Here is a 15,996-nt window from a genome sequence, read left to right as displayed (position 1 = left end):
GAAAATTATGATATACTTAGCATTTAGTTTTTGCGATCTTGAATTGTGGCAGGTAGGACTTTCTTGGTTGCTACCATTTTTATTGGGCTTACTTTTAGGTTGGGCAATTTGGGCAAAATACAAGAAGATCAAAGAGCAATTAGAAGATGATATAAGAGGTCTTAAAAAGAAAATTAAAGGACTAGAAGAAGATCTGGTTAACTGCAGACATCATGGTACCGAATTAGACAGTGAAGTTTCCCTTCTTAAAGGACAGTTACGAGAGAAGAATCTTAAGATATCAACACTCGAAGCTAGCTTAGAAGCAGCCAATAAAAAAGCATCTGTTAAAGCCGCCTCAGCGTCTGTTGTTGCAGGCGCCGTTACTGGCCTTGCCGCTTCTGGTAAATCTGACAAAAAGAAAGATGACCTTAAAAAGATTGAAGGAATCGGACCGAAAGTTGAAAAATTACTGAATGAGGATAAAATAAGAACATATAATGATCTAGCGGATTCTAAAAAATCGAAATTGCGAAAAATCTTAGACGCAGGCGGTCCTAAGTATCAGATTATTAAACCTGATACTTGGCCTGAACAAGCTGCTCTAGCAAGAGATGGGAAATGGGGCGAATTAGAAGATTTACAAAAAATACTAGTTGGAGGAATTAGACCTACAGGAGCTGGAATTATTGCAGGTGCAGCTGCTGCTAAAGATGATCTTAAGAAAGTAGAAGGCATCGGACCGAAAATAGAAGGCCTTTTGAATAGTGACGGAATAAATACGTTCGCAGAGTTGGCAGGTTCTGAAATGAGCAGACTGCAGAGAATATTAGACGATGCAGGACCTAGATACAGAATATCTAAGCCTGATACTTGGGCAGAACAAGCAGCATTGGCGAGAGATGGAAAATGGGATGAACTGGCAATCCTGCAAGGGCAACTCAAAGGAGGAAGAAAAGTATAAATGAATTAAAAGGCACTCACTAGAGTGCCTTTTTTTATCTTAAAAATTAGGATCAACTGCTATTTTGCAGCCTTTTTTCTTTAATAACTTCCAAAATATCTTCTTAGAAACCACTCAACAGCAAGGAAGCCAAAAAGCAGAAAGAAGATCCATTTGTGATCCATTAATTTATTCGTTCGCGTACTTGCATATACTGTAGGCTTAATTTGGTTATTAGTCTTTATTATCTCTAATATACTACCAGTATTGTCTGCCTGTATGAGTTGGCCGCCTGATTTACTAGCCAATGATCTAAGTAGATCATGCCTAGCCGTAAGGTCGAAGGATTCTAACTGAATACTTTCGACACTAAACCTTCCCGATTGGTCCACTTTCTTGCCTTCATATTCAGCTTCGGCAGTATATCTGTAGTTACCTGCTGGAAACTGCCCAGCGTCTAAGAAATAATAATCCGCTCGTTTAGAAAATACAAAATTGAAACTGTTCTTATCCGCATTCGTGATGGTTAAGTTCACGTCTGAGGTATTAATCTTCTCATAACTATCATTGTATAATTCAGCTGAGAAAATAATAGGCTCATTCTCTTTAAATATGTTTTGAGCTGGACTCGCTCTGAATTTTCTTTTGTCCTCCTTAAGGGTCAAATATTGCAATGATTTGTTAACCAATTCAGAAATCTCATCATAGTGGCTTTTCTGTAGATAATTAAACAACCTCCACTTCCATATGCCTTCACCTGCAATTACACCCGTTTTAATCCCACCTTGATCATTGAATGCGAGAAGTGGGTATTCGGTATCTACCTTTCCTATTTTTTGCTTTAATAGAACCGTTGCATTAGGAGATACTTTATAATTGCCAAATGGCGAAACCATCGGCGGGTAATTCACAATTTCAGCATTTAAATCTTCAGATATCTTAAATAAAGTAAAAGCGTTACTCAAGGTAGCTTGGACTTCATTTTGTGAATTACTACTTCCTTCGATCGAGAATACATTTTGAATCTGATTGAATTTAGATTGTGAAGTTTGGCTTCCTAAGACATATAGTCTTGCTGCATTTTTAATATTAGATCGATTCAGAATGGCAGTTATATCTTTCTTTGTACTCGGCAAATTGTGCAAGATCACCAAGTCAAACAAGTCATTAGGAATGTCCTCGCTATTAAGATACGATGTGTTAAGCTCGTAATTTTTATTGTTTTCGATAATATGTTTGAACGCAGAAACATCTGGATGTGGAGCGTTAGCAAGTAGTAAGATTTTCTGTCTAGAATCTAGGACTTCTATGAAAATATCTTTTCTGTTGTTTCTTCGACTTACTTCTCCACTAACTGGGCTAAGGCTTGCTACATAACGCACGACACCGCTTTGGTTGGCCTCAAGAACAACTTCCTCCGTAATGAAAAAATCATTATTGTCAATGTTAATATTTCTACTTTCTAAAGAAGTCAGACTTCCATTCTCTTCGTACTTAGAAATTGTAAGCCTGCTATTTTCACCCGCACTATTGATGGCTTCTATATCTAACTGAACTGAAAATTTATCTCCTAGAAAAACGATATCATTATTAAGTGTTCTTTTAAGAATAAGATCTTTTCGTTCTATTGTGTCACCCAGCGCAATTGGATAGATAGGAGCAGAAATATTATTGTCAATGTATAAAGGATTTTTTCCCTCGTTATATATTCCATCAGTTGCAATGATAATAGCACCGACATTTTGATTAATATACAATTCATCTAATTCTGTAAAAACTTTCTCGAGATTGGTGCTCTTAACATTGTTAGAATCGGGAAGCCCAGTATATAGGTCATTACTGAATGAGTATTCATCAACTTGAAAATCACTGCTTAACTCATTTTTCAGATTGGCTAGACCTTCATCTAATACAGTATCATTTAAGTCTGTTACAGAAGAAGAAGCATCTTTCGCAATTACAATCACCGGATTTTTAGTTTCTTCGAAAATTGACTTAAGAAGAGGAACCATCAATAAAAAGCAAAATCCAGAAACGGCTAAGAATCTAAGGGCACCAAGTAAAATAGGCAGCCAACGACCGTGCTCTAAGAATTTTTTCTCTCTATAGTATAAGGCAAATGCGAATACAAGACCTACAAGTAGGCATAAGAAAATGTAAGCTGGATTATATTGAAATGTTAAATTCGACAATGTCTTTAATTATTATTAATTACAAATATGTAAAAAAGATTTTCTAGGTAGACTTTAATAACTATTTAATTATGTTAAGTATTTTGAAAAATCGTAATTTCTGCAATTCATTTGAGTTCTATTGCGTTTTGGTCACAGAAATATGTCATATTTACAATTATGAAAAAACTAATATTTTTTGTTTTTCTAGCTTTCCTATGCGTTCAAGTTCATGCATCTTACATTTTTATTCCAATGGAAATGGAGACACAGAAAGACCATTTGAAAGCTTATGGAATAACTTATTGGATACTGGAAGCAGGCGGAGAAGCCTATTGGTTACTTAATTATAAAGGCGGAAGTTTCGCATTTGCGCATTCTGACCGAGCTGAAAAAGAGTTGCTCACGAGAGGAGTCAGCTACAAAGTTATTTCGGACAGCGAATTCAATCGGATAAGAACTGAAATCGGTAATCCTGAGGTGAACCAAGAAGTAATCAAATTAGAAAAAGTACCTAAAATTGCAGTCTACACGCCTGATTTTAATACTAGAGGTGAAAAAATTCAACCCTGGGATGATGCAGTAACATTGGTATTGACCTATGCAGAAATTCCATATGAAACGGTGTACGATAGAGAAGTGATGGAAAATAAACTAGCGGAATACGATTGGTTGCATTTGCACCACGAAGATTTCACTGGTCAATATGGGAAGTTTTATGCTTCGCAACATACGCAGAAATGGTACCGTGAGAATCAAGCTAAGATGGAAGACCTTGCTGGATCACTTGGTTTTAAGAAAGTTTCTCAGTTAAAATTAGCGGTTGCGAAGAAAATAAAAGAATACATCGAAGGTGGTGGATTTATGTTTGCCATGTGTTCAGCAACAGATACCTATGATATCGCGTTAGCAGCTGAAGGTACGGACATTGTAGGAAATGTATATGATGGCGATGGAATAGATCCTAATGCGCAGTCTAAGTTGGATTTTAGTAAGACCTTAGCGTTTAAAGATTTTCGATTAGTAATGAACCCTATGGAGTACGAGCACTCTAGCATTGACCATAAAAAAAGAAAGGTGACTCCTAAGACAGATTATATTACTTTATTTGATTTCTCTGCAAAATATGATCATATTCCAGCAATGCTTACACAGAATCACACCACTACTGTGAAAGGTTTCATGGGACAAGCAACAGCATTTAGTAAAGTATATATTAAGTCAGATGTCCTTATACTAGGAGATAATAAGGCAGATCAAGAAGCAAGATACATTCATGGAACATATGGTTTTGGGACTTGGACATTCTATGGTGGCCATGATCCTGAGGATTACAGACATTATGTAGGTGACCCGGAAACCGATCTTAATCTGCATCCAAATTCTCCAGGATATCGATTAATTCTAAATAATATCTTATTTCCAGCAGCGAAGAAGAAGAAAAGAAAAACGTAGTTAATGAAGATAATTTTAATATTGAGTGCATTTTTTATTGTAGGTCAATGTTTTGCTCAAGATCCAGTATCAGATGAGCAATCATTCGAGGAGAGGTATGCAAGAAACATAAAGAAATCGCGGATTAACGGTGTATATATTCCGAAAAACTTAGATGAAGCGATGATGGAGGTAGAAGCACTTTCTACAGAAGAAGCACTTGCTAAGTTTAAATCAGGTGAAGAAGAAATCGTTGCTAAGCGATTACATTTCGGTCTAGGTAGGTGGATTATCTATAATTGGAATTTATATGAAGGTTCTAGATTTTCACACTACTTGAAAGAGCTTGGGATTAATCATCCGGATGACCAAGCAAAGTTCGTCATAGTCTCCCTCCACAGAAAATTAAATAACTTACCATTAGAGATAGATCAGCAAATCTCAGAGTTCCAAAAAGCAAGAGAAAAGGAAAGGTTAGATAAAATCAAAGTGATTAAGGAAGAAAAGCGGATAAGACAGAATGAAGTTCCTTAAGTTGGAACATCTACTTATTTTCTTACTTTTGCAATCCAATTATAGTTTTATCTATATAAACATTTACCCATGGCAAAGAATTTATTGATAGTTGAGTCCCCTGCGAAAGCGAAAACGATAGAGAAGTATCTAGGGAAGGACTTTAAGGTGAAATCTAGTTTCGGTCACATACGAGACTTAGATAAAGGAACGAAAGGTGTCGATATCGAAAATGATTTCGAACCGAGCTATGTGGTTTCTCCGGAAAAGAGAAAAGTAGTTAAAGATCTGAAAGATTGGGTTAGTAAAGTTGATGAGGTTTGGTTAGCGACGGATGAGGATCGAGAGGGAGAAGCTATTTCTTGGCACTTGTGCAAAGAACTAGGGTTAGATGAATATGAGACAAAAAGAATTGTCTTTCGAGAAATTACTAAGCCGGCAATTATTTCGGCTATAGAAAAACCTAGAAAGGTTGATATTAACTTAGTTAATGCACAACAAGCAAGAAGAATACTAGATAGATTAGTTGGTTTCGAATTGTCAGAAACACTTTGGAGAAAGGTGAAAGGCAAGCTTTCTGCAGGAAGAGTACAATCAGTAGCTGTTAAATTAATCGTAGAGAAAGAAAGAGAAATTAGAGATTTCGTTGGCGATAATTACTATAGAGTAGTTGCTGTTTTCGAAGTGGATAATGGAAGCGGATCGAAGGTTGAGCTTAAAGCGGAACTGAAAAGTAGAATCCCAGATCTTAAGGAAGCGGAAGCTTTTTTAAACAAATCAAAAGGTTCTAATTATATTATTTCTAACATTGAAATAAAACCTACCCAAAGAAAACCAGCCGCACCGTTTACAACTTCGACCTTGCAACAAGAAGCGAGTAGAAAGTTAGGATTCAGTGTGAATAGAACAATGTCCACTGCTCAGAGACTATACGAACAAGGTTTGATTACTTATATGAGAACAGATTCGAATAATCTGAGTGAGACGGCTATGCAGGGCATCGAGGAACAGATTAAGAAAGAATACGGGGATGAATATTCCACGCCTAGAAAGTTTAAGTCTAAAGATTCAAATGCTCAAGAAGCTCACGAAGCGATTAGACCGACATATATAGAAAACCAAGGTGTTGGTGCAGACAGGGATCAGCAGAAATTATATGAGCTTATCTGGAAAAGAACCATCGCATCTCAGATGTCTAATGCGAAAATAGAGAAGACAGAAGTGAAAATCGCAAGTTCGAATGTTTCAGATGCTGACTTCAGAGCAAATGGTGAGGTGCTGAAATTTGATGGTTTCCTGAAAGTTTACCTAGAATCAAGTGATGAAGAAGATGAAGGGGAAAACGAAGCAAAAGGAATGTTACCGCCATTGCACAGAGGGCAAAATCTCACATTAAAAGAATTGCAATCCACTGAAAGATTTACTAGGCCAGCGGCAAGATATACGGAAGCGAGTTTAGTGAAAAAGTTAGAAGAATTAGGGATCGGACGACCTTCTACTTACGCACCGACCATTTCTAAGATCATGGAAAAGGAAAGAGGTTATGTAACGAAAGAGAGTAGGGAAGGAGTAGAGAGAACTTACCAATATATGGTTCTTGTAAATGATGAGATCGTTAAAGAAGAAAAAACAGAAATCACTGGAGCCACATCTAATCGATTATATTCTACAGATATAGGAATGGTCGTGACAGACTTTTTAGAAGAGCATTTTGGTTCCATTTTAGAATATGGGTTCACTGCGGAAATAGAAGCGCAATTTGATATCATTGCAGAGGGAAAGAAGGAATGGAAAGAGATGTTGAAATCTTTCTACGGTCCGTTTCATGAGAAAGTGGAAAATACAATTGCTAATGCTGAAAGAGCAAAAGGGAAGAGAGAGTTAGGGAAAGATCCGGCATCAGGGCATACCGTTTTGGTGCAGATTACCAGATATGGTCCAGTTGTACAGATCGGAACAAGAGAAGAAGTAGGAGAAGATGGGAAACCAAGGTTTGCTAATATGAAACCTGGACAGTCTATGGAAACCATCAATTATGAAGAAGCCATGGAGTTGTTCAAGTTACCGAAGGTGCTTGGAGAATATAAAGGAGAAGAACTCTCTGTTAATTCAGGTCGTTTTGGACCATATGTGAAATATGGTGAGAAGAAATTTGTTTCGCTTCCTAAAGGAGTAGATCCATTAGAATTTTCTAAAGAAGATGCATTAGAGCTAGTAGCTCAGAAAGAGAAAGAAGATGCACCCGTCGGTACATATAAAGGAGAAGATATAACAAAGGGTAAAGGACGTTTCGGACCTTTCTTGAAATATCAGAACTATTTTGTGAATGTCCCTAAGAGATATGATTTCGAGAATATATCTATTGAAGATATGCATGAATTAATTGCTGCAAAGATCGAAAAAGAAGCAAACCGATACATCCAGCAATGGCCAGAAGATAAGGTGTCTATAGAGAATGCGAGATGGGGCCCAGTTATAAAAGTGGGTAGAAAGTTTGTGAAAATTCCTAAGAACGGTGAAGAGAAGTATACTGCAGAAGAACTGAAAGAACTTCCATATGAGCAGGTTAAAATATGGATAGAAGAGGAGTTGCCGGGTACTTTTAAAAAGAAGGCACCAGCGAAGAAAAAAGCGCCAGCTAAAAAGAAAGCGCCTGCTAAAAAAGGAGCGACTAGCAAGAAAACGGCTAGCAAAGCAACAGAACCAGAAAAGCCACCTAAAGAAAAATGGGTGCCTAAGGTGAAAAAAGTTAAGAAAAAAAGATCTTCAGCAGATAAATAACATGATCTGATGGTCTGACCTCCAGTCAGGCTATCAAATGATCATGATTTGATTTCAGAAAGACTTCATTAATATTAACCTGCTAAAATCTTTCTAGCAACATTTTCAGAAGCGCCACCTTTTCCAAGAAGTTTTTGAAGTGCAGCATAATCACTAAGGATTTGCTCGGGATTACGAATCATTTCCTCCAGTTCAGCTTTTAAGTGGTTCACAGTTAATTCATGCTGAATTAATTCTGTAATGGCCATCTTATCCAAGATGATATTGACAAGAGAAATATAATTGATCTTAATTACTTTCTTCCCAATAAAATAGGAAAGCCATGAAGTTTTATAAGCTACAACTTGTGGCGTATTGAATAATGCAGTTTCAAGAGTTGCCGTTCCCGATGTAACTACCGCAAGACTCGCTTCATTAAGCATCTCATAGGTAGATCGCTTAGAAAAAGTCAAATTTGGAGCTAATCTTCCCGCATGGGCATGATAAAAATCAATACTAAATTGTGGCATGACTGAAACTTCGAATTTGAAATCAGGCATATATGATGCTAATTCAGCAAATACGGGGAGCATCTTCTGGATTTCTTGACGACGACTACCAGGAAGCACTGCAATGAGATCTTTCTTTTTTTCAAGATCAGGGATTTGTTGGATCTCATCTAATAATGGATTGCCTACATAAGTTACATCATATCCATATTTAGCATAAAAGTCTACTTCGAATGGGAAAATCACAAAGATTTCGTCCATCAGCTTATTCAGAATATGAACTCGTCCACTTTTCCATGCCCATACTTTAGGAGAGATATAATAGTATAATTTTGTTGAAGGTAGTTGGGCTTTAATGTGCTTTGCTATTCTAATATTGAAACTTGGAAAGTCAATAAAAATAATGGCATCTGGCTTAAAGTCTTCGATTAACTTTTTTGTTTCTTTTAGATTTCTTAGCACTTTAGATGCATTCTTAGCTACCTCATAGAAGCCCATGAATGCAAATTCCTGATAATCTCTTACAATCGTCGCACCTTCCTCTTCCATCTTAGAACCACCATATGCTTGAATCTGAAGTGAAGGCTGATATCGCTTCAGTGCTTTTACTAAGTGTGATCCATGCAGATCTCCTGACGCTTCGCCTGCTATGATGAATATTTTATCCACCGAATAAAATATCCTTATACATGAAAATCCATATTCCTATATATATTACCGTAGGAAAGACAAGGCCTCTCATGGTATTATCAAATCTCTTTTTTCTATAAATTTCGAATGGAATGATATTCGTACAAATACCGAGAAGTGATAAAGTTCGAACTCTTCTACCTGCACTTCCACTCGTTACTTCATCCATGATCCCAGCTGATTCTAACGTTTCGAATAACATCATAATTAGAGCATATCCAACCACAGGCAAGCATATGCCGATTATTATTCCTAGAACAATATGATTCTTATTAAACATGGAATTTATAATTTTTCAAATTTTCCTAATTCTGGAATGGCCTTGTAATTCGTAAGATCATGTGCTGATGGAACGATGGAAACATAATTATGCTCAAGTGCATATAAATCCGTGTCCTCTTCGTGCTCTTTATGATCGAATTCACCTGTCAACCAATAATACTTCTGACCTCTTGGATCCTTTCCTTCTTGAAAAGTCTCATTCCAGTTACCTTCAGCTTGTCGACATACTTTGATGCCCTTGATCTCATTCATTGGGACTGCTGGAATATTGACATTTAATAAATTACTTTCCGGCATTCCGTTTCTCAATACTTCATGTGCGATTCTTCTAGCATAACTAGCCGCAGCAGAAAAATCCGCGTTATAAGAGAAGTCTAGTAAGGAATAGCCTATTGAATTAATTCCTTCTATGCTGGCCTCCATCGCTGCGGACATCGTACCAGAATAAATGATATTGATGGATGCATTAGATCCGTGATTGATACCAGAAACACATAAGTCGATGGTTCTATCCTTTAGAATTACGTTCTTAGCCAGTTTCACACAATCCACAGGAGTACCAGTACATTCATAAGCTTCTATACCTTTGAATATATCTACTTTTTTCAATCTGATAGGCTCAGTCAGCGTAATGGCGTGCCCTTGTCCAGATTGCGGACTATCTGGAGCAACAACGACAACTTCTCCGAGTAATTGCATTTCAGTTACCAATGCTCTTATTCCTGGCGCTGTTATTCCATCATCATTTGTAACTAATATTAATTTTTTATTCATTTTTTTTATTTCAATTTTTTAGGTCAATGTTTTTCATCGAACGCAATAACAGATTTCTAATGACCACAGATTTTAAAGTACCTCAAAAAATATCATTAGCAAACATACAAATGGAAGCACGAATATAAAACTATCAAATCGATCTAGAAAGCCCCCATGTCCAGGTAGAAAAGTCCCAGAATCTTTAATTTGAAAATGTCGCTTAAGGTAAGATTCAAAAAGGTCTCCGATTCCACCCAGTAACCATACCGTGAATCCTAAGAAAATATAGAATAACAGTGGGAATTCACCGAATATAAATTTTAAACCCACTGCAACGAGAATAGTTAATATACCGGCACCTAGAAATCCTTCCCATGTCTTTCCTGGAGATACTTTATAATATAATTTGTTCTTTCCTATTAAGGAGCCTACGATGTAAGCAAATGTATCACTGGACCAGATCAGTAAGATCATACATAAGATCAATTCCCATTGAAACGGAGGCTTTAGCAACACAACTCTAAGTAAGTAGAACGGAATCCCTAAGTATAATAATGAAGTTAATGGTGAAAGCTTTTCAAGTAAACTCGCCCCGCGATTCATGATCATCATAGATGCGAGACCTATCATTATGCAGCACGAAACGATTATAGCAACAATCAATAATGTTCCTTTGGCAGGATAAAACATAGATAGTATAAATGGAAGAAATCCCATAACCATTGTGAACATCATAATTGGTGTCTGAACATTTCTTCTTAGCATTCTTGCTAACTCGAAAGAAGAAAATAATACCACTAATCCAAAAAGCAGGATGCTGCTAATCTCTCCGCCATAAATAGCTGCAAGCACGATAACCCCAAATATAATTCCTGTGATAATTCTAGGCTTCAGCACTCTTGTCGTTTTTAATCAGTTGAATAATAAAATATAAAACTGCAACACCTAATACCAGTGAAGCCAACCCAGCATACCATGGGATTTCGGGTGTATCATTTGGGTCTATCGCAGCGAGGTCTGTTTTGAAGAAATATAAACTTACGACAGGCGCTGCATTATTCAATAAATGTAATATAATAGGTACCCATAAGTTTCTACTGTATAAGAAGGCATATCCGAGCACTGCCCCTAATAGTAATCTAGGTAAAAAGCCTTGAAATTGAAGATGAAAAAGGCTGAATATGATTGCAGAGCCCCATACTGCTATATGTCCATTAAGAGTTGATTGCTCTATGAAGTCCATAATGAGTCCTCTAAATAGTAATTCTTCTCCGATTGCTGGAATGATTGCGATAATCATAATGACACTTAGAAAGTCCAAGGTGTTATTCATGGTCAGCACTTTTTCCAAAGTATCTGCTGTGGATTGTTCCTGACTTACCATCCAGTCCGCCAGAGGAATCCACGAATTCACTGTGAAACTATAGCTTACCGCTGGGTAGGAAACCATAAGGAATAGCAAGAATAGTACTAATATCTTCGCATTTGGCACCTTATCTAACCTTAGCAGATTCCATTTTTTCTCTCTGTAGTTTAAGTAAACAAATAAGAGACAAGGAAGAATAAAAGTACAGATGTGGCTTATGAATAAAATGGACTTAACAGTGAATGAGCTCGCTTTCCCTAAGCTGTCATTAGAAATTTCAAGGCCCATTGACATCATAACACCTAATGTAAGAAGCTGAGCAAGTATAAACCCACCGACGATCAATAATAATAATTTAAGAATCGAGCTTAACATTATTGTTTTAGAATAATTAATTTCGTATTAATTTATTTGAATAAATAGTCTTTATTCAATTTCATGACAAATGTAAAAGAAGTATGACAAGATTAAGCGTGAATATTAATAAAGTTGCATTACTTAGAAATTCTAGAGTAGGAAATTATCCTGATTTGTATCAATTTGCCAAAGATTGTGAAGAATTTGGAGCCCAGGGAATTACTGTTCACCCCCGTCCAGATGAGAGGCATATAAGATATGCTGATATTCCTATATTAAAGAATATTGTGAAGACCGAATATAATATAGAAGGATATCCTTCTAAAGAATTTATGGAGCTTGTAATAAAAGTGAAGCCTGATCAATGTACTCTGGTTCCAGACGCTCCAGGAGTTTTGACGTCTAATACAGGATGGGACACGAAGACACATCAAATTTTTCTTACTGACATTGTTAGTGAACTCCAAGAAGCAGGTATTAGAGTGAGCCTTTTCTTAAATGCCGATATGGACATGGTTTCATCAGTTGTTGCAACAGGAACAGATAGGATAGAATTGTACACTGGAACTTACGCAACAGCGTTTTTGCAGGACAAAGAAGATGCGGTGAAAGCGCATGCGGAAATAAGTAAAACTGTGCATCAGCTCGGAATCGGAATTAATGCTGGTCATGATCTTAATCTGCAAAATTTAAAATTTTACAAAGAAAGCCTTCCTAATTTGAAAGAAGTATCGATAGGTCATGCATTTATTGCGGATTCTCTATACTATGGGTTGAAAAGTACAATACAGATGTATCGTAATAATTTATGTTAAAATTTGTGTTTTGATATAATAATTTTTTTTTGTTCTTTTGTTCCTGATTTATAAGAGGTTTTCTTCTATTAAATAAACTTTTTGCAGGACAAAATCACAAATCGTGTTCTCATTCGTTTAGTTAATTGTAGGGAAAAATTAAGTTTTTGTTAACATAAAATGTTAACAGAGAAACCATTTTTATTCACAAGCCACATATTTCTTAATATGTGACAAATTCTAACCAAAATAATTTAATATGAAAAGATTTTCACTATTGTTGTTCGCTCTCCTATGTAGTATAGGTACCATGATGGCGCAACGAACAGTAAGTGGTACTTTGACAGATGAATCAGGAGAAGCACTTATCGGTGCTAATGTCATCGTTAAAGGAACTACAACTGGTACAATTACTGACTTTGACGGTAATTTCTCACTGGAAGTACCAGAAGCAATTAACACCCTTGTATTTTCATATGCGGGTTTTACCACACAAGAAGTTGATATCACAGGGCAGTCTACTGTTGCTGTAATATTAACGGAAGGATTAGCTCTAGATGAGGTTGTCGTTACGGCTTTAGGAATAAAGCGTGAGGAAAAATCTCTTGGGTATTCAGTTCAGGAAATTGGTGGAGCTGACTTAGTTCAGACACAATCCACTAATATTGTAAGTAACCTTGCAGGAAATGTTGCAGGTGTACAAGTAATTTCTGGAGCGGGATCATCATTAGGAGGATCTGCTAAAATTAGAATTAGAGGTGTAAACGGTTTAACAGGTGGTGATCCACTATTTGTTGTAGATGGAACGCCAATTTCGAATTCAAATTTCTCAGGATCTACTTCAGGATCGGATTTCGGAAACTTAGCATCAGATATTAACCCTGATGATATTGATAAAATTTCAGTTTTAAAAGGACCTTCTGCTTCTGCATTATACGGAAACAGAGCGAAGAATGGTGTTGTATTAATAACACTAAAAAAAGGAGCTAAATCGAAAGGTATCGGTGTAACAGCTTCTTCTTCAGTTTCAATGGATAAAGTTTATATCCTTCCTTCATACCAAGATGAATATGCTGGTGGATATAACCAAGACCTTATTGATTATGTAGATCCTGTAGATGGACAGACTTATAAAGGTCTTAATTATTCTGCGGATGAGTCATGGGGACCAGCTTTAGACGGAACACAATACAGACCATACTGGTCATGGTTCCCAGGAGCTGACTATGGAACTACTATTCCATTAGCTGCAAATCCTGATAACGTTAGAGATTTCTTCGATACAGGTGTAACAAATCAGAATTCAGTAAGTATATCAGGAGGTGGAGAAGAAACTACTTTCAGATTATCTTATTCTAATGTTAACCAAACTGGTGTATTTCCAAATTCTAAATTTAACAAGAATTCAGTTGGACTATCTGCTGGTCATAATTTAACAGATAAGCTTAAAGTTTCTACAAGTTTAAATATTGTAAGTAATTCAGGTAGAGCAAGACCAGAATTCGGATATAATGGAAAAAATCCTGCGAACTCATTTAACCAATGGTTCCAGAGACAATTGGATATTGATAAAATGAGAGAATACTTAACTCCTGAAGGCATTATGCAGTCATGGAATATTAAGTCTCCATCCGAAACAGGTCCATTATACTGGGATAATCCTTTCTACATTCAGAATGAGTCTTTTAACACTGATTCAAGATCAAGATATTACGGAGATCTTACCTTGTCATATGCAATTACAGATGATTTAAATATTAGAGGTAGTGTTCACAGAGATGATTATTCACAGAGTATAGAATATAGAAATGGATCACAGAGTTTAGATCTTGATTCTTACCAAGAAACAGTTTATAGAGCAAGAGAAGATAACTTTGAGTTAATCATGGATTATGCTAAGAACTTCGGTACATTATCGTTTGATGCTACTGCAGGAGGAAACATAAGATTTAATAATTATAACTCTCTTAATGGTGCGACAGTAGGTGGATTGAATACACCGAACTTATTTAACTTAAACGCATCGATCGATAGACCGACACTTTCCTCATACACAAGTAATAAGCAAATCAATTCGTTATTCGCAGCTGCGAACATTGGGTATAATGATTTTCTTTACGTAGGTGCTACCATTAGAAATGACTGGTCATCAGCTTTAGCTGCGGATGATAACTCTTACTTGTACCCATCTGTATCGGGTAGTTTAGTATTCAGTGAGTTATTAGATCTTCCTACATCAATATTTTCGTTTGGAAAATTAAGAGCTTCTTATGCTCAAGTGGGTTCTGATTTAGGAGTTTACCAAAATAACAATGTTTTTAGTACAGGAACTCCTTATGGATCAACTGCTTCTTTCGGTTTAGGAAACACACTGATTGATCCGAATATTAGACCAGCACTTTCTACTTCATATGAAGCAGGTGTTGATTTAAGATTCTTGAATGACAAATTAGGATTAGACTTTACATATTATAACCAAGATTCAAAAGATGAAATCTTAACTGTTTCTATTCCAGGATCAACAGGTTATACTTCTACACTAGTAAATGCTGGTTTATTTAGAAGTAATGGTTATGAAGTAACATTGTATGCTACACCGTTTGATAAGAAAAATTTCGGATGGAATTTCTCTTTCAACTTTGCTAACAACACATCTCAAGTAGTTGAGTTGTATGAAGACCTTACTAACTATAAGATTGCTGACGCAATTGGAGGTACAGGATGGGGTGGACTTTCAGTGAATGCTAAAGTAGGCGAAGAATACGGAGCATTAATTGGTGGAGGTTATACTTTACACGAAAATGGACAAAAAATCATTTCAGAATCTGGTGCTTTCAAAAGAACTGGTGGAAAAGACTTGGGGTCTATCTTACCTGATTATACAGGTGGATTAAGAACTGGTTTTAGAGTTTATGGTTTTGATATCAATGCAATGTTTGACTTTCAGATTGGAGGGAAATTCTTCTCAGTTTCGAAAATGTTTAACAACTATTCTGGATTAGGAATTGCAACTGTTGGAAACAACGATCTTGGAAATCCTATTAGAAACCCAGTAACGGAAGGTGCTGATTCAGGTGGAATCCTTGTAGAAGGTGTACTTGAAGATGGATCTCCATATTCTACTCACGTTGCTCCATCTACTTACTACGGAAGATTTTTTGGTTTCCACGAAGAGTACATCTATGATGCAACTTACTTGAAATGGAGAGAATTGAGTATTGGATATTCTTTGCCTAAAAATGTTTTAGGTGGAAAATTCACAAAACTTAGATTATCTGCAATTGTTAAAAATCCACTTTTACTTTATTCTAAAGTTGATGGAATTGATCCATCTGAAATCTTACCTGGTTCTAATAATGTAGTATTCGAGGAAAGAGGAGGACTTCCAGGAACAAGATCTTTTGGAATCAAATTAGATATTGGACTATAATTAATTGATAAT

General features: G+C 36.3%; 12 protein-coding genes. 6 read left to right on the top strand and 6 right to left on the bottom strand.

Annotated features, from left to right (window positions below; all coding sequences use genetic code 11):
- Nucleotides 1-7 precede the first annotated feature (7 nt).
- The gene (locus tag L2586_RS05975; RefSeq protein WP_235291886.1) at nt 8-943 is read left to right on the top strand and encodes a helix-hairpin-helix domain-containing protein; all 936 of its coding nucleotides are present in this window, start codon (nt 8-10) and stop codon (nt 941-943) included.
- 80 nt (nt 944-1,023) lie between these two features.
- On the opposite strand, the gene L2586_RS05970 is transcribed toward L2586_RS05975, so the two are convergent.
- Complete coding sequence (locus L2586_RS05970; RefSeq protein ID WP_235291885.1) at nt 1,024-3,114, bottom strand: hypothetical protein; 2,091 nt, start codon at nt 3,112-3,114, stop codon at nt 1,024-1,026.
- A gap of 159 nt (nt 3,115-3,273) precedes the next feature.
- Between L2586_RS05970 and L2586_RS05965 the strand changes: the two genes are divergently transcribed.
- From L2586_RS05965 to topA, 3 genes are all read left to right on the top strand, one after another.
- Nucleotides 3,274-4,548, top strand: a complete 1,275-nt coding sequence (locus L2586_RS05965; RefSeq protein ID WP_235291884.1) for an asparagine synthetase B — start codon at nt 3,274-3,276, stop codon at nt 4,546-4,548.
- Nucleotides 4,549-4,551: 3 nt separating this feature from the next.
- Complete coding sequence (locus tag L2586_RS05960; RefSeq protein ID WP_235291883.1) at nt 4,552-5,061, top strand: DUF6794 domain-containing protein; 510 nt, start codon at nt 4,552-4,554, stop codon at nt 5,059-5,061.
- Nucleotides 5,062-5,130: 69 nt separating this feature from the next.
- A complete protein-coding gene (gene topA, locus L2586_RS05955) occupies nt 5,131-7,821 on the top strand; it encodes a type I DNA topoisomerase (protein WP_235291882.1) in 2,691 nt (896 codons plus the stop codon).
- 74 nt (nt 7,822-7,895) lie between these two features.
- Here topA and lpxB read toward each other — a convergent pair whose 3' ends face one another.
- The 5 genes from lpxB to L2586_RS05930 form a co-directional block, all read right to left on the bottom strand.
- Entirely contained in the window at nt 7,896-8,978 is a 1,083-nt protein-coding gene (gene lpxB / locus L2586_RS05950) for a lipid-A-disaccharide synthase (protein WP_235291881.1), read from the bottom strand.
- Complete coding sequence (locus L2586_RS05945) at nt 8,971-9,279, bottom strand: hypothetical protein (protein WP_235291880.1); 309 nt, start codon at nt 9,277-9,279, stop codon at nt 8,971-8,973. Before L2586_RS05945 ends, lpxB begins: the two co-directional genes overlap by 8 nt.
- 5 nt (nt 9,280-9,284) lie before the next feature.
- Nucleotides 9,285-10,055 carry a 5'/3'-nucleotidase SurE gene (gene surE / locus L2586_RS05940; protein ID WP_235291879.1) on the bottom strand — a complete coding sequence of 257 codons (771 nt, stop codon included), beginning with the start codon at nt 10,053-10,055 and terminating at the stop codon, nt 9,285-9,287.
- A 72-nt stretch (nt 10,056-10,127) separates the two neighbouring features.
- A complete protein-coding gene (locus L2586_RS05935; RefSeq protein ID WP_235291878.1) occupies nt 10,128-10,934 on the bottom strand; it encodes a phosphatidate cytidylyltransferase in 807 nt (268 codons plus the stop codon).
- Nucleotides 10,921-11,778, bottom strand: a complete 858-nt coding sequence (locus L2586_RS05930) for a CPBP family intramembrane glutamic endopeptidase (RefSeq protein WP_235291877.1) — start codon at nt 11,776-11,778, stop codon at nt 10,921-10,923. Before L2586_RS05930 ends, L2586_RS05935 begins: the two co-directional genes overlap by 14 nt.
- Nucleotides 11,779-11,861: 83 nt before the next feature.
- On the opposite strand from L2586_RS05930, the gene L2586_RS05925 reads away from it, so the two are divergent.
- Nucleotides 11,862-12,575: a pyridoxine 5'-phosphate synthase gene (locus L2586_RS05925; protein ID WP_235291876.1), complete on the top strand. Its 714-nt coding sequence runs from the start codon at nt 11,862-11,864 to the stop codon at nt 12,573-12,575.
- A gap of 238 nt (nt 12,576-12,813) precedes the next feature.
- Nucleotides 12,814-15,984, top strand: a complete 3,171-nt coding sequence (locus L2586_RS05920; protein WP_235291875.1) for a SusC/RagA family TonB-linked outer membrane protein — start codon at nt 12,814-12,816, stop codon at nt 15,982-15,984.
- Nucleotides 15,985-15,996 lie beyond the last annotated feature (12 nt).

Origin of the sequence: Portibacter lacus (genome assembly GCF_021533215.1) — a bacterium.
Taxonomy (GTDB): domain Bacteria; phylum Bacteroidota; class Bacteroidia; order Chitinophagales; family Saprospiraceae; genus Portibacter; species Portibacter lacus.
The sequence above is the reverse complement of the archived record's forward strand: the minus strand, read 5'-3'. Positions and strand labels throughout refer to the sequence as shown.